This is a genomic window from Rickettsia endosymbiont of Pantilius tunicatus, from assembly GCF_964291875.1.
In the GTDB taxonomy this organism is placed as follows: Bacteria; Pseudomonadota; Alphaproteobacteria; order Rickettsiales; family Rickettsiaceae; genus Rickettsia.
This window is the reverse complement of the sequence record NZ_OZ198175.1, coordinates 238,677-254,629: the sequence shown is the minus strand read 5'-3', so window position 1 is coordinate 254,629 and position 15,953 is coordinate 238,677. Positions and strand designations below refer to the sequence as shown.

Genomic DNA, 15,953 nt, shown 5'->3' with positions numbered 1-15,953 from the left:
ATAAAGGTTTTAATATGTCTAAGAGCCAGGATCAGGAATCCATTGATAAAATAAAACAGCAGCTTGATGAAGAATATCAGAATCTTACTTATTTAGAAGCAGGTTGGGCAGCTCTTGGAATCGAAACCGGTAATAAAACATATGATGAATTAAATAAACAATATTTAGACCTTAATAAAGGTAATTTAGGTATAATGCAAACAGTTACTCAGGCGGTTAGCGATGGTGCTAGTGCCTTACAATTCACGTGGGAAGCTGCTCAAGTTTTGCCTGATCTTATAACAGAATTTAATAACTTAAAAGCTGCCAAGAATGCTGCTGATAGTGCCAGTTCTATTGAAGCGGGTAGCAAAATGGTACAAGATGCAGAATCGCTTGTAAAAAAATGTGCTAATATTTTACATTCAGAAACAATATCAAATAATTCTAAAGAAGCTATTTTGGAATCTACTATTATTCCCTATGTTCTTACGCCTATTTTAAATAAACGACTTGGTAAAATTACTAAGAATTTTCAAACTTCCGAAACAGAAAAAATAAATGTACTGGATGGCATAAGTCCTAAATTTATCAGAGAGTTATCTACAGTTGGAGTAGATATAATATCTAAAGCTTTAGAAAATGACCTAAATCCAAAAGTGCAAGAAATATATAAAAATATTAAACAAAAAAATGAATCATCTCAAGCTAATATACTACAAAATATACGTGAGATTATTACTTCAAATCAAGTAAGCACTGTTCTTAAAAAAGATTTAGTAAATTTCTTAAAAAACCCTGATAATCAAAAAGAAATAGCTCAGTTTGCCGAAAACATCCTAAATAACAAAGTACAAAAAATTGCTAAACCTGAATTAATTACAAATACAGTAGCATTATTTGCAAATTCTAGTGAAGCATTGGTACAAAATGCTCCGTTAGCTATAGATGCTTTAAATAAATTCAAGGAAAATAAACGCTGGTCTGACATTAATCTAAATATGGAAGGACTGAGCGTAGAAGATAAAAAAATGTTATTGGAAGCACACAAGCCTGAAGTAGCGAAATTAGTTAAAAATGCTAAATCTATTTTAGATAATTTATCCTCTGTTTTAGAAAAAGAATTGCCAAAATATTTAGAGAATAATCAAGAAAATATATTAGATGTTTTAAAGCATCCTATAGTGACGAAAAAATAGCATCATCAGGACAAGATCCAGAATTTATACATAAAGTAGCAAAGGCTTCAATGCCTTTTTTACAAGATGCTATGCCATCAATTACTAAACTTGCTAATCTTACTCTTTCCGATAGTGATAAAGTTGCCGATATAATGCAAAAAGCCGCATTAATTAAGTCACTTCCAAAAGAAGAAAAAAAAGCAGAAGTACAAGCATTACTTAGCACCTTAATACAAATTAAAAATGATAACCCAGAAATAAATAAGATAATTGAGAAAGATATTCCTAAACTATTAACAGATTATGCAGATAAATTAGGACCTGTTGTACAAGAATTTTTAGATAAAAAACCAATAGGACAAAAATTAAAACTAGAAGGTAAAAAATTAGTAGAACTAGCCGGTAAACATGCACCTGAATTAATTAAAATTGCTGATAAGATCAATAAACGTGAATATGGCGGAGTTATAGTACCGGCATTTAAGTTGTTAGCAGACCCAAAAGTTCTAGGATTAGCAGCAAAAAGTATAGTTAATTTAGGAACAAGTACGCTTAGTAAAAAACCAGTAGGACGACATACAAATAAAGTGTTAGAAGAAAGACAACAAGTATCTGAAAAAAATATCAGACGATAAGTAATTATTACACTATTAAAGTAAAAATACTCATAAAAATAAGAAAGTTCTTGTTATAATTTCACTAAAATTATATTGTAAATTCAAAGTCTCATTATGAAATTGCAAGGATGATAGACAGAGATTATTATTTAGAACATATCAAAGACTCCTTTGAAATATTCCCTATTTGTGCCATTCTTGGTCCAAGGCAATGCGGCAAAACTACTTTAGCTCATTCTTATATCAAGCAGCTTGATAGTGATATAAAGAGTTACTTTTTTGACTTAGAAGATCCATCCCATCTAGATCAGCTTAAAAACCCTAAAGCAACTCTAGATGCACTAGATGGATTAATAGTTATTGATGAGATTCAAAGGCAACCGGAACTTTTCCCTTATTTACGTGTTCTTGCTGACTATTCGAACAAAAAATTCTTAATTTTAGGCAGTGCATCAGGTGAATTACTTAGACAATCCTCAGAATCATTAGCAGGTCGCATTGAATATACAGAACTTACACCTTTTAATTTAACAGAAATAGATAGCGTCAAAGAATTATGGCTAAGAGGCGGATTTCCAAAATCATATTTAGCAAAAAATCATGATTTAAGCCTTAGATGGCGTAACAGCTACATTACTAGCTTTATTGAGCGTGACTTACCTGCTCTTGGAATATCCCTTAATCCGCATCTAATGAGGCAATTATGGATGATGCTTGCCCATAATCATGGACAGTTACTAAATTATAGCGAACTTGGAAGATCGCTTGGATTAACTGATATGACTATCAGACGTTATACTGAAATATTAGAGCAAACTTTCATGATTAGATTATTAAAACCTTGGCATGAAAATATTTCAAAACGTCAAGTTAAAGCACCGAAAGTTTATATACGAGATAGTGGGATATTACATGCGTTACTAGGAGTTAACGAAAATGATTGGTATGTTCACCCTAAACGAGGCTTATCATTTGAAGGATTTGTAATAGAGGAATTAATACGTAAATTTAAAATAGATGCAGAATATTTCTTTTGGCGAACTCAAACAGGAGCAGAATTGGATTTATTAGTTATTAAGAATGGTAAAAAATACGGCTTTGAAGTAAAAAATTCTGACGCTCCCAACATTACAAAATCAATACACACTGTTCTTGCTGACTTACAATTAGAACATTTATATATCATAACTAGTGGCAATAACACCTATAAAAAAGCCGAAAAAATAACTATATTTGGAATAGAGAACTTATCTGATTTGCAGCTTGTTTAAGCTCGTTTTTTTCAAACTCTTGAATTAAAATATCAGCTGGTATATGTAATTCTTTGTGTAACTTTCTAATCATAGGTAGAGTTAATGTTCTTTTTTTGTTAAGAATTTCTGATACTCTACTTCTAGAACCTATGCTTTTTTCTAAATCCTTACGAGAAAGCCCTAACTGCTCTAATCTAGAGTTTATAGCTTCAATAGGATCAGGAATGTCTATTTTATGATGCTTATTCTCATAATCTTCTATTAGCAAAGATAATATTTCTAACTTCTCTGCTTCTGCTGAGTTTACAGGTGCAAATAATAGCTTGTCAATTTCTCTCAAAATTTCATTATATTCTTCTTCTGTTTTTATGATATGTAATTCCACTTAAACCTCTTTAGCATTGATTCTATCGTATAGCAAAAAGCAATAAGGTTTAGACATTAATTTATAGCTTAATGCGATAAGGTAGTGACTTTTTCAAGAGCATAGTAAACCGCATCAAAAAAGTGCTCAAAATTATAAACAGTTTTTCTTATTTCGTTCTTGATTTTAAACCAGTAATGCTCAATAGGATTTAAATCAGGAGAGTAAGTTGGTAAAAATAAAATACTACAACCAACAGATTTAATTAACGTTTTCACTTTTGTACTTTTATGAAAATTAATATTATCCATTACTACTATCTGACCAGGCTTTAACTCTTTGATCAATATCTCTTGTACATAAGTTTCAAAAATGTCCTTATTACATGTCCCATCAAATATTATTGGGGCAATAATATCTTTGGCAGACACCCCAGCAATCATACTAATCCGTGATTTATATTGATAGACCCTTTCACCATAACATCTTTGACCGATAATGCTCCACCCGTGTTCTCTACAGCTATTATCTTCTATCCCAGATTCATCGATAAATACTAAATCTTGTTTGTCTATAGTTTTTAGTTTCAATATAAACTCATTCCTTAGACCAACATCTCTTTTGGGATGAAGAAAAGTTTTTTTTATAACTATAACCTAATTTATTAAGCAATCTTGATATCGTACTTGCAGATACTTTTTGACTCCAGTTGTTAGCTAGTTCCATGGTGGTTTTATCAAAATTTAATTCTATAAATTTTTTAAATCCTTCTATGTCTCTTATTATTCTACGATGTCCTGTATGATAACCACTTTTTGCTTTGATATCGCCGGTTTGTTTCTTTAATTTTTTCCATTCTATTATAGTCTTCCTACTAATAGAGTATATCTCAGAAGTCTCTTTTATTGTTTTACCATCTGTTAAACTTTTTATTACTCGTATTCTTAAATCGTATGAATATGCCTTTGCCATAAGTTTTTCATTTAGTATAATCTAACTCATACTCTAAGTCACTATCTTATCGCATTAAGCTATACTAAAAGCGGAATGGAAGTAGATTTTATTATCGGGAAAGGCGAGGCAGCTATAGAAGTTAAAATTAGCTCTTCTGTGCATAAAAAAGAATTAAATATGGTAAATTAAGTTGAAGTTTGCGTATTAAAGAATTGAATTAAAGCATTATATAATTGATCAAATTGAGTAATTTTAGCTTTAATCCATCGCTTCATATTGGCCCAAAATTTCTCTATTGGATTTAGATCAGGGGAGTAAGGTGGTAAGAATATTATCCTACAACCTACTGATTCTATTAGTTCTTTGGTCCTTTGAGACTTATGGAAAGCAGCGTTATCCATCACTACAACTTGTCCAGGTTTTAGCTCTTTTATTAAAAATTCTCCAACCCAACTTTCAAATAATTGTCTATTACATGTTCCATTAAATATCATCGGTGCTATACACTCTTTATTAACATAACCAGCTATGATATTTGTTCTGTTGTAATATTTACCGCTTTTTTTACCAATAAGTTTTTCGCTTTTTTTGCCCCATCCTCTATCTTTGCAGATATTTATCTCAATACCACTTTCATCAATATATACAAGATGTTCTATTGGTGTATCTTTTATGACCTCTTGGTACTTATCTCGCTTTTCTTGACTTGCTTCCAAGTAGGAAAAGTCTTTTTTTTATAGCTAAAACCTAGTTGCTTTAACCAATAATACGCACCCACAGAACTCATATTAAAATACGTACCCATTTCTAATAATGTGAAATTAGGATTAGAACTCACGTACAACTCAACATCTTGACTTGTTACCCGTCCTTTTTTGCCTCCTATTCTTCTTGCTAAATAATGTCCTTCGGACTTATATCTCTTATACCAATTCCTTACTGTGTTTGCTGCTATTTCAAATCTTATCGCAGTGCTATTGCAGCTATTACCTCTTTCTACATATCCTATAACTCTTTTTCTAAAATCTTGACTATATGATCTTGGCATTTTCCTTTATATATATCATCCCTATACTCAAACCTCAACTTAATTTACTATAGTATTATAGAATTTACAAAAGAATATAATCCTAAACACTCTATTGTAGTTAGCCTTGAAGAAAATAAACGTGTTATAAAATTCGATGATCAAAAAGTCATAATATATCCTGTAGAGGAATTTTTATCAGATTTATGGAACGGTTTATTGTTTTAAGAAATTAGCGTCATTGCGAGGATAGGCAAAACCCAGGGCGGAGGCAATCTCTTGAAGCAAGGCTCCAGAGATTGCTTCGTCGAAACTTACAGTTTCTCCTCGCAATGACGTTATACGTAAGGGTTCTTAGTTTTTATGTAGATGAATCTAATAGGAACACCAGGCATATCGAAAGCTTCACGCATATTATTTACTAAATATCTTGTGTAACTATCGGTAATTTTTTCTGGATTATTAGAAAATAATTTGAATGTAGGCGGTCTAGTTTTTGTTTGCGTCATATATTTTACACGCACTCGCTTACCACCTTTTTGCAAAGGCAATGGATGTGCTTCGGTAGTAAAATTAAGCCACTCATTTAATTTGCTGGTAGTGATTTTTTTATTCCAAGTTTTATAAATCTTAATACAGCTATCCAGTACATCGGCTATATTTTGTTTATTTTTTGCTGAGATAAATAAGGCAGGAACGCCTTTAATCTGCGGCAGGTGATTATTTATCTGATAATAAAACTCTTCTTTAAATGCTTCTTTCTCGGATTCTTTAACTAAATCCCATTTATTGACCACTATACCAATGCTTCGCCCTTCGTTTGCTACATGGCTTGCAATATTTAAATCCTGCTGCTTCAAAGGCGATAAGGCATCAATCATTAAAATCACAGTATTAGCAAATTTGATGCTATTAATAGCGTCTGATGCTGATAATTTTTCTAAAGATTCTGTAATAGTAGCTTTTTTACGAAGTCCTGCCGTATCAATCAGTTTGATATGATTACCTTTATATTGCCAATCAATTTCAATTGATTCACGAGTAATTCCTACTTCCGGTCCGGTTAGTAACCTTTCATCATTAATTAAAGCATTTATAAAAGTAGATTTTCCGGCGTTAGGTCTACCGCTTACTACTATTTGCAGACAATCCCCTTTAATTGGGTCATGTATTTCTGCCTCTTCTGAATTTTCTTCGGGTAGTTTGGCAATAATTTCATCATATAAATCAATCATTCCTGTGCCATGTTCGGCAGAGATAGCAACCATACTATCAAACCCAAGCTTGTAATATTCCTTATCAAAATCAAAAGCCTTTTCGCATTTGTTAATTACTAATACCGCCGGCTTATTATATTTTCTAACAAAATCGCTAAGTAATTTATCATCAGGCAATATTCCGCTTCTACCGTCCACCATAAAACAAATTAAATCTGCTTCATTTATCGCTTTAGTAGTTTGCTCCATTAGTCTTTTACCAAAACTATCAGGATTTTCTTCAAGCCCTGGCGTGTCAATAAGCGAAAACTCAAACGAACCGATTCTACCATCCGTATATTTCCTATCTCTAGTAACACCTGGCAGATCATGAACAATAGCTTTTTTACGTGTGCTTAAGCGATTAAAGAGCGTTGATTTACCAACATTTGGACGCCCTACTAAGGCAATAATCTTTTTGGCAATAATTTTTTTAGTCATTATGTTTATACAATATAAATATGAAAAGCAGACGAAGATCAATTTCAAAAAGAGCAAGGAGTCTAAAGCCCTCGGAGCGAAGCGTACATGCAAGTAACGTGAGCACCGGAGAACTTATAAGACGACGTAGCCAATTTTTTCATCGAGTAGACGGTAACATTATTTTTATATATGCTTTCTTGTGCATATCTTCGAAAAACTTCTGAGCTTTTTGAGAAATCTTTTTATTTGTTAGAAAATTTACCACGTAATTATTTTCATCTTCGCTAATATTTAAGATTTTCTTAGTACATACCTGTACTATCTCAAACTCATTATATTTTTCAAAAACATTACTTGCTTGATTAGGACTCAAATCTTTTACTATAGTTTGCTTGGTTTCTTCTATTTTACTAAGCTTATCAGTAACCACTGTCATTGTTGCGAAATTATCATAAAGAGATTTTTTAACATCTGAACAGTTCTTTAACTTACTTTTTAAATTATTCATCTGTGCAAAAGTTTTATCACTTTTATCTTTAGAGGTAAAAACCTGCATTGAAACTTCTACTTCTTTTTGATCGCTAGATAAAATTGCTACATCTATTTCTTTATTACTTACTTGTACTGATCTTGATAAACCTGATAAAACATTCATCTTAATTAGTTCAGACTTAATTTGGGAAATAAAGCTATTAGTATTAACTGATCTACTTTTTAAATATTGAAGAAGAGAGCCATGAGGCATTTTGTTACGATCTTCAATAGATTTTATAGCATTATCTATTTCTTCTTGTGAAATTTCTTTATCACCATAATATTGGAAAAGTAAAGATTCATCAATCAAGCTTTTTATAGCTATATCACTTAACTGCTTATCCTGAGCAGGCGTTACCTCCTCAACATTATTTAATGCCATGATCATTTTTTTTCTAGCACGAAACTCATTAAGAGTAATCGGTTCATTATTTACAAGTGCCACTATATTTGATGTGTCAGCACATGCTGTATTAGAAATAAAAAAAATAGTAATTATTAATAATAATTTTTTCATATTTAACTCTGTAATATTAATACAATTTAGTAGACGAAGTTTTATTTGGAAAAGAGGAATCGGTCTTGAAGCTGATAACCGGAGCGTACATATAGTACGTGAGGATTATCAGCAAAAGACTTTGTCGCCAATTTTTCAAATAAAACGAGTATACTACATATTTAGGACTCTTAAACCAATGGAAATATTAAGCGAGGATTTAGTTTTTTTAATTCCTCTACTTTCATCAGATAAATAATCAGAATAAATCTTAGTTGCGATTCTAACACAATCTTTAGCATATGTCACTCTAATAGTTCTAGTCAATAAATCTGCTGAACCTTTTGAAAGATCAATACGTCCACCAATTCCAATAGACCAATTATCTGTCAATTGGTAATTAACATTTCCATAAAATTGTCTTGCTCGATTATTTGAAAGTTGCATCTCTTCTGCTCTATAATACTTTTTAAGATTTGTAAGCTGAATAAGACTACCAGTCAAACTTATCCTACCATAATATAAATTAGCTCCTACCTCATCACGTATAGGCTTAAAATATCTATTTTTTCGAAAATCATAAAATAATTCTAAATTATTAGAAATATTTCCTGAAATTTTACCAACATTTTCAGTATCACTTGCTTTTTGATATACACTATATCTAGTATTAAGAGACTGACCTAAAAACAATCTTAAATAATTTTGTTCTTTAGCAAAACTAGCGTTTAAACCATAATTTAATCTATTACCGAAGTCATGGCAATCAATACCGCTATAACGATTGGATAAGAAGAGATTTTTTCCTGATAGCTCATATTTCATAGGGTCAATTATAACAAACTTCATATCTTTACTGGTTAATTTACGCCCTATAGTAAAAGAAACTATCGGCTCAATAAGTACATTTATTGTTTTTGTTATAGCACCTGCGAATGGATAACGCCATAAAGTTTGAAATTCCGGTATATTACGTTGAAGCGATTTAGCTGCTCTTGTTCTTTCAAAATAAGCCTGTCTTGTTATATAAAAATCTCCTCTATCCCGAGCAACAAACTCAAAAATTTGTCCCGAAGAAGTTATAAGATTATGAATATAGGATAATTGTAAAGAAGTTCTAGTAAGCTGCTTTCCTATCCTTTCTTTATACATTAAAGTGTTATTTTCGATAACGATATGCCTACTTTCGTCATCATTTAAACTTATTACATTTTTTGTAGTGATTTTTGGTAATACTAGTGGATAGTTAGATCTGCTATCATTACTACCTAACCCTTGCGAAGTTAAAGCTTCTATCTGAAAATAATCCGCCTTGTGAATCTTATTTAAAAATACTCTAGAAGTTAGGTATGAAGCATAGTTATTATAATAATTTTTTAAATAAGCTTTATCAGACGTACGCTCTGCTTTAAAACCATAATTATAAACTTGATCACTACTGAAAAAATTGCCATTTACAATATAATGATAGGAAGAGATTTTTTTATCCTTTATTTTATCTCCGTTTTTTTCCAAAAGGTAAGGCAGTCTACCATAACTACCATCAAAACTTATATTATCGGTATTATTTAGTCTATAACGCCCTTCTAGCTCAAAAATTGGGTCTTTATTAAAAACTCTTGGAGTTAATGTAAAATCCATGTTAGGCTTTGCCCGTAAATATAGAGGCACTCCAAATCTTCCATTCTTCACATCTGGCACTAGTAGCCCTGAGGAAGCAGGAGCTGACGGAGTTGGATGGAAAAAATATGGTAAGTAAAAAACTGGTATACCATATACCTCGAAAAATACATTTTTATAAACTATTTTATGCTCTGCAGAATGAATATCAGTATTTTTAGCAGAAATCTGCCAGAGAGGATTTCCACTACAAGCAACTTCGCAGGGAGTAAACTTGGCATAATGAAGACGTATATTATTTTCATCTATTCTTTCAGCAAGCTTAGCAACTAAAAGACTATTATTATTAAAAAGCATAATAAACTTAGACACTACACCTTGTTTAAATTCATTTTTTAAGATTGCTTTATCACCTAATGTAATTCTATTGTCTTTATCTTTAACTCTTACATTACCCTCTACCCACAAAATATCATTATTTACATCATAAAGTAAATTATCTGCTGTTAATAAATGCTCATCCGTAAGAATTTTTAAATTACTTTTAGCATAAATTAATCCCTCATTTTCATTATATTCTACAAAATCAGCAATTAAATTATTAATTTTAACGCCACTGCTTTTTGTCAAGCTACTCGCAAAACTAAAAAAAGAAGATATTACGATAATAAATAGAAATATTACCCGTAGCATTTATCATTAACCAAATATTTAAATAGTAGGAAATAATAGCAAGCTATTATTAATATAGCAAATAATAAAAATTTTGCTTGCTCTTTTGATTATTGGAGGGTTATTCTATTGGGATGATAAACGTCATTGCGAGGAGCGAAGCTTTGCTGCAATCTCGTATAAACCTCCCGAGATGGCTTCGTCGAAACTTGCAGTTTCTTCTCGCAATGACGGGTAGCACCCACCTTTAGCCAAAAACCAAATATTAATAAAATGCTAGATAATTTTACTTCCAGTCAAACTACTAAAGAATTTTCCGTTAGTGAGCTTTCTAACAAAATTAAAGAATTATTAGAAAATAATTTTGGTTATATTAAAGTAAAAGGCGAGATTTCTGGCTTAAAAATAGCAAGCTCAGGGCATGCTTACTTTAATCTAAAAGAAAATACTGCTATTTTAGCTTGTACTTGTTGGCGTCCTATTCTTGCTAAAATTAAGTTTCCATTAAATGACGGGATGGAAGTAGTAATTAGTGGCAAGCTTTCGAGCTATGCAGGCAATTCACGTTATCAACTATCAGTCGAGAATTTACAGCCCGCAGGAATCGGAGCTATGATACAAATTCTAAACGAACGTAAAGCACGTTTAGAAAAAGAGGGATTATTTAATAAAATACGTAAACCTATACCATTTTTACCTAATAAAATAGGCGTTATAACTTCAATAACTGGTGCTGTTATACAAGATATAATTCACCGAATTCGTGAACGTTTTCCAACTCATGTAATAATATGGTCCGTTAGTGTACAAGGCGAAAATTCCGGTAATGAGATTGCTGAAGCCATAGAGGGTTTTAACAAGCTAGAAGAAACAAATAAGCCAGATGTTATAATAGTTGCAAGAGGCGGCGGTTCTATCGAAGATCTTTGGTCGTTTAATGATGAAGTACTAGTGCGTGCTACTTACAACTCCAAAATTCCTATTATCTCAGCTGTAGGTCATGAGGTGGATTATACTTTAATAGATTTAGCAGCCGATAAAAGAGCCCCTACCCCAACTGCTGCCGCTGAATTTGCTGTACCTGTGCGGTCTATTTTAAATAGTACTCTGCAATCTTATGAAAAAGTATTAGTAACTAATACCAAACAATTAGTTAAAAATCATGAACAAGCTATTACAAATTATGATAAAATAAATAGGTATCTTGTCCATTATATGAATCATAAACAACAATTACTAGATGAAACGGGATTTAATCTATTAGACTCCTTACCATGCCTAATTAGTTTAAAAGAAACAAAGCTTAAATTATTTTCAAAAGAAAGAATCCATCCTCATAAAATCATTACTTATAAGACACTCGAATTAACACATAAAGCCGCTTATATCGTAAAATCGGCAAATAATACTTTGAAAAACTTTGAGTATAAATTAGAATTAAATAGTCTGTTACTATTAAGCTTAGACTATCATAATGTACTAAAACGTGGCTTTGCTATAGTTAAAGGGGAATCAGGTAATTTTGTATCTTCTAAAACTACTACTGAAAAAGTTTTAAATATACAATTTTTTGATGGGAATATTAAAGCAGTTCGTGATTAATTTTATTTTAAGGTGTGTGCAGAAATGAAAATTTTCAAACTTTTTATTTTTATACTAATTATTTTAAAAAGTTTTTATTCCTTAAGCAATTCAATATCTAAACAAGAAGCAGCTTTAGAATGCGAGAACTTACCTGATAAAAAAACTTTAATCACTGCTTGGTATATAAATGAGCCTTACCAATACTGGATGGTTACTTCAAACGGTACTGCTAATGTTTCTGGTATGGATATTGAATTAATTAATGCTCTTGCTGCAAAAATAGGAATTAATATCGAGTACCACCAAGATAATTGGTATCAAGATCAGTTAGATATTCAAAGTGGTAATGCTGACATGACTTCAGGTGCTACTTATACTGATGAGAGAAGCAATTACGCTTATTTTTCGAAGCCATATCGTATGGAAAAGTTCTCTTTATTTATCATTGAGCCATTAGCTAAAAAACTAAATTTTCAAAATAGCGATGAATTAATGGCACAAATACGCTTATTTAATCTTCAGCTTGGAATAGTAAAAGGTACGATATATGGGGAACAAAAATTCACAAATTTTTTATTTGACTATAAAAACCAAGATATAATTAAAATATATCAAAATAATATAGAACTAATAAATGGGATGGTAAAAAAAGAAATCGATGGTTTTATTAGTGATAAGATAGTCGGTTCAGTTAATATTTTAAGCAAACCTACAGATAGAAAAATAGTAGAAGTTCCTTTAAATATTAAAACCCCGTTACATTTTATGTTCAGTAAAAAAACCGTATCTTTAAATGTAGTTGAACAATTTAATTTTGCTATAGATGATTTTCTCGCAAGTAACGAATACAAAAAAATTGTTAAAACTTACATTTATCATATTTTACTGCCAAGATCTATCGACTCACATTGGTGTCATATAATAGGATTACTTGGCAGCCTTGCTTTTGCTTTTTCTGGGATTATTATAGGTATAAAAAATAATAGCACCTTATTTGGTACATTTTTATTGGCAATATTGCCATCTGTTAGCAGCTGTATAATGCTTGATTTAATAATAAATCACGATACAGGGCATTTAAATCTATATTTTACCCCATCTTATTTTTACTATATATTTACAGTGGTGCTACTTGGTTTTATCGCTGTTAAATTATTTAGTTACTATAATAAACAAATTACTGAAGATAGTTATTTAGAAAATTCTTTAAACAACACGATCGCAGTTTGTGATGCATTTGGACAAGCAGCTTTTATAATCATTGGTGTTGCAATGGTTATTATTCAGAAGATTGAACCTCTAAATTTTTGGGGTCCATTATTTGCATTTCTTACTTCTAACGGCGGAATTATAATTAGAGATTTTATTATTGGGGAAAATTCTGTAAAAAGAGTACCGAAAGGTCTTAGTATTGAAATAACGCTAATATGGGCTTTAGTCTTTAGTATATTGCTAGATATGTATGGTGCTAATCCAAACTATGATACGATAAAATATTCTATGATTATAATAATTGTCAGTGCATTTATTACCCATCTTTTACTTTATCATTTTGGTTTCCGTGAGTGGCGATTTCGCAATAAGGAAGTAACAACTAACGAAGCAGAAAGTGGTACAGAAAAATAAAGTATACTTCTTACATAACTTATTTTATAAAGAAAAACTAAGTTTTGCACGAGAGGTTTAATGAAAATTGCTACTTGGAATATTAATTCCATAAAAATGCGGATTAATATATTGCGTGATTTTTTAGCAAACGAAAATCCAGATATTTTATTATTACAAGAACTAAAATGCAAAAGTGATAAATTTCCTTTCGAGGAGTTATCTGATCTACCTTATAATTTTTATGTTCATGGGCAGAAATCATACAATGGTGTTGCTATTCTTTCAAAATTTCCTGCTGATGAAATAGTTAAAGATTTTCCAAATAATCACTGTTCTGATCAAGCAAGATTTATAGAAGCAAGAATCTCATTACCTATCGGATTTTGTAATATAATTTCTTTATATGCTCCTAATGGTTCAATGGTGGGTAGCGATAAATTTACGGCAAAACTAGCATTCTATGATAGTCTTCTTAATTATTTATCAAGTAAAAAATCTTTTGACGAAAAAACCATTATAGGTGGTGATTTTAATATTGCACCATTTGATATTGATGTATATTCACCAGTAGCACTTGCAAATACTACCTGCTTTACGGAAATTGAACAAAAGAAAATGCGAACTATTTTAAATTCTGGATTTGAAGATTGTTACAGATTCCTGCACCCAAAGAAACAAGAATTCTCATGGTGGGATTATAGAGCCGGATGTTTTGAACAAAACAAAGGTATGAGAATAGATATGATCCTTTGTAGCAATAATAGCATTGACTATCTGGAAAATTGCTATATGGATTATAATTTGAGGACCAAGGAAAAGCCCTCAGATCACATACCGGTAATTGCTAATTTTAAAATTTAACAAATGCTTCCATCAATTGCTAAACATGCAGCGAGTCATCAAATCCATCCTTTGAAAAAGCATGGGCAGAATTTTATTTTTGATAGTAGCTTATGCGATAAGATTGTGCGAGCTAGTGGACTTGAAGAAAATAGTAATGTTCTAGAAATAGGACCAGGCACAGGCGGGCTTACTAGGTCAATATTACATAAAAATCCAAAATTTTTAACTGTTATTGAAACAGATGAAAGATGCATCCCATTACTTAACGAGATTAAGGCACATCGCCCTAATCTAAATATCATTAAACAGGATGCTCTTAAACTTAATTTAAATGATTTAAACCTTGGTAAACTTACTATCATTTCTAACCTACCATATCATATAGGAACTGAACTAGTAATCAGATGGTTAAAAGAAGCAAGCCTTGTTACTAGCATGACATTGATGTTACAAAAAGAAGTGGTAGAGAGGATTTGTGCTAAGCCTTCCACTAAAGTATACGGGAGATTATCGGTAATATGTAGCTTAATTGCGAAAGCGGATAAATGCTTTGACGTAGCACCTACCGCCTTTTATCCACCTCCTAAAGTATATTCAGCATTAGTTAAAATAACTCCTTTAGAAAATATACCTTCTAGCGATTTAATAAGTAAAGTTGAATTGATAACTAAAATGGCTTTTGCAGGACGCCGAAAAATGATTAAATCATCGCTAAAAAATCTTGCCCCTAACATATCTGAATTTTTAGCTAAATTATATATAAGTGATAATTGCCGAGCAGAAAACCTTACTCCTAACGATTATTTATCCTTAGCTAGCTTGATATAATTGAGGCTTGTACGTCATTCCCGTGTGAGGCTTGCTTGCGTAGTTTCGATGTCATTCTTAGCTAAAAGCAGAACTCCAGTATAAAGCGAGATAACCTAAGCTTTTATTTTTAAAAACTTATTGTATTTAGGCTTTTTAATTACTGAATCATGGGGACGAGCCACAGGATTACAGGATAATATATTTGTAACAATCTAAATTTGCTTGTATAAAAAAATTCAAAGGTTTAGTGTAATTTAGCTTGAAAGCTGTTATAGCTTTGTTATAATCATAATTACAAAACAAAAAAGGTTTATAAAAATGAAAAATTTATTGAAAATTATATTAATTCTAGCTTTTTCAGTACCAGTATTTGCTTCTTCAACAACAACTCAACAATGGTCTGATCCTGCTTCTGTTACAGCAGATACTATTAAAGGAATGACACCTGACGCCGTAAATGGTTGGTTAGCAAGCTTAACAGCTGATCAATATGGTAAGTTATCATCAGATGTACAAAACTGGATGAATACCGGCTTAACAATGGATCAATATAATATGCTAAAACCTGAAGTTCAAGCATTAGTAACAAAGCCTGCTTCTATGTAATTAATAATTCTTTTAGATTTATTAAAGTTAAATTTTAGATAGGTTTAGAGTGGTTTTATATTTACTCTAAACCTATTTTTATACTTTCTTCTCCAAAAACTTCCGCAAACAAAAATACAAAAAATA

15 protein-coding genes are annotated in these 15,953 nt (G+C 31.2%); 8 read left to right on the top strand and 7 right to left on the bottom strand.

What is annotated here, in order from left to right; all coding sequences use genetic code 11:
- Window positions 1-14: 14 nt before the first annotated feature.
- The 3 genes from ACICQC_RS01515 (at window position 15) to ACICQC_RS01505 (ending at window position 3,048) form a co-directional block, all read left to right on the top strand.
- Window positions 15-1,178, top strand: a complete 1,164-nt coding sequence (locus ACICQC_RS01515) for a hypothetical protein (RefSeq protein WP_395477134.1) — start codon at window positions 15-17, stop codon at window positions 1,176-1,178.
- Window positions 1,179-1,228: 50 nt separating this feature from the next.
- Window positions 1,229-1,795 carry a hypothetical protein gene (locus ACICQC_RS01510; RefSeq protein WP_395477133.1) on the top strand — a complete coding sequence of 189 codons (567 nt, stop codon included), beginning with the start codon at window positions 1,229-1,231 and terminating at the stop codon, window positions 1,793-1,795.
- Between the two features lie 110 nt (window positions 1,796-1,905).
- Window positions 1,906-3,048: an ATP-binding protein gene (locus ACICQC_RS01505; RefSeq protein ID WP_395477132.1), complete on the top strand. Its 1,143-nt coding sequence runs from the start codon at window positions 1,906-1,908 to the stop codon at window positions 3,046-3,048.
- Here the strand turns inward: ACICQC_RS01505 and ACICQC_RS01500 are convergent.
- The 7 genes from ACICQC_RS01500 to ACICQC_RS01470 all read right to left on the bottom strand — a co-directional run bounded on the left by ACICQC_RS01500 (window position 3,005) and on the right by ACICQC_RS01470 (window position 10,397).
- The gene (locus tag ACICQC_RS01500) at window positions 3,005-3,415 is read right to left on the bottom strand and encodes a type II toxin-antitoxin system HigA family antitoxin (RefSeq protein ID WP_395477131.1); all 411 of its coding nucleotides are present in this window, start codon (window positions 3,413-3,415) and stop codon (window positions 3,005-3,007) included. The genes ACICQC_RS01505 and ACICQC_RS01500 overlap by 44 nt on opposite strands.
- A gap of 68 nt (window positions 3,416-3,483) precedes the next feature.
- A protein-coding gene (locus tag ACICQC_RS01495; protein ID WP_395477130.1) for an IS630 family transposase occupies window positions 3,484-4,366 on the bottom strand; the annotation gives its coding sequence in 2 pieces (ribosomal slippage) (window positions 3,484-4,038 and window positions 4,040-4,366; 882 coding nt in all).
- A 167-nt stretch (window positions 4,367-4,533) separates the two neighbouring features.
- Window positions 4,534-5,064, bottom strand: a complete 531-nt coding sequence (locus ACICQC_RS01490; RefSeq protein WP_395476845.1) for an IS630 family transposase — start codon at window positions 5,062-5,064, stop codon at window positions 4,534-4,536.
- On the bottom strand, window positions 5,019-5,396 hold the full coding sequence (locus ACICQC_RS01485) for an IS630 transposase-related protein (RefSeq protein WP_395476240.1): 378 nt from the start codon (window positions 5,394-5,396) through the stop codon (window positions 5,019-5,021). The genes ACICQC_RS01490 and ACICQC_RS01485 overlap by 46 nt, the downstream gene beginning before the upstream one ends.
- 317 nt (window positions 5,397-5,713) lie before the next feature.
- Window positions 5,714-7,057: a ribosome biogenesis GTPase Der gene (der, locus tag ACICQC_RS01480; RefSeq protein WP_395477758.1), complete on the bottom strand. Its 1,344-nt coding sequence runs from the start codon at window positions 7,055-7,057 to the stop codon at window positions 5,714-5,716.
- A gap of 154 nt (window positions 7,058-7,211) precedes the next feature.
- Entirely contained in the window at window positions 7,212-8,105 is an 894-nt protein-coding gene (locus ACICQC_RS01475; RefSeq protein WP_395477129.1) for a SurA N-terminal domain-containing protein, read from the bottom strand.
- A 153-nt stretch (window positions 8,106-8,258) separates the two neighbouring features.
- Window positions 8,259-10,397 carry an LPS-assembly protein LptD gene (locus ACICQC_RS01470; RefSeq protein ID WP_395477128.1) on the bottom strand — a complete coding sequence of 713 codons (2,139 nt, stop codon included), beginning with the start codon at window positions 10,395-10,397 and terminating at the stop codon, window positions 8,259-8,261.
- Between the two features lie 252 nt (window positions 10,398-10,649).
- Here ACICQC_RS01470 and xseA point away from each other — a divergent pair, with 252 nt between their 5' ends.
- The 5 genes from xseA (at window position 10,650) to ACICQC_RS01445 (ending at window position 15,827) form a co-directional block, all read left to right on the top strand.
- Window positions 10,650-11,978, top strand: a complete 1,329-nt coding sequence (xseA, locus tag ACICQC_RS01465; RefSeq protein ID WP_395477127.1) for an exodeoxyribonuclease VII large subunit — start codon at window positions 10,650-10,652, stop codon at window positions 11,976-11,978.
- Between the two features lie 24 nt (window positions 11,979-12,002).
- Window positions 12,003-13,586, top strand: coding sequence for a transporter substrate-binding domain-containing protein (locus tag ACICQC_RS01460; RefSeq protein ID WP_395477126.1), 1,584 nt, complete (start codon window positions 12,003-12,005; stop codon window positions 13,584-13,586).
- A 60-nt stretch (window positions 13,587-13,646) separates the two neighbouring features.
- Window positions 13,647-14,429: an exodeoxyribonuclease III gene (xth, locus tag ACICQC_RS01455; RefSeq protein ID WP_395477125.1), complete on the top strand. Its 783-nt coding sequence runs from the start codon at window positions 13,647-13,649 to the stop codon at window positions 14,427-14,429.
- A 3-nt stretch (window positions 14,430-14,432) separates the two neighbouring features.
- Window positions 14,433-15,239 carry a 16S rRNA (adenine(1518)-N(6)/adenine(1519)-N(6))-dimethyltransferase RsmA gene (gene rsmA, locus ACICQC_RS01450; RefSeq protein ID WP_395477124.1) on the top strand — a complete coding sequence of 269 codons (807 nt, stop codon included), beginning with the start codon at window positions 14,433-14,435 and terminating at the stop codon, window positions 15,237-15,239.
- A 300-nt stretch (window positions 15,240-15,539) separates the two neighbouring features.
- Window positions 15,540-15,827 carry a DUF2673 domain-containing protein gene (locus tag ACICQC_RS01445; protein ID WP_395477123.1) on the top strand — a complete coding sequence of 96 codons (288 nt, stop codon included), beginning with the start codon at window positions 15,540-15,542 and terminating at the stop codon, window positions 15,825-15,827.
- Window positions 15,828-15,953: the final 126 nt, after the last annotated feature.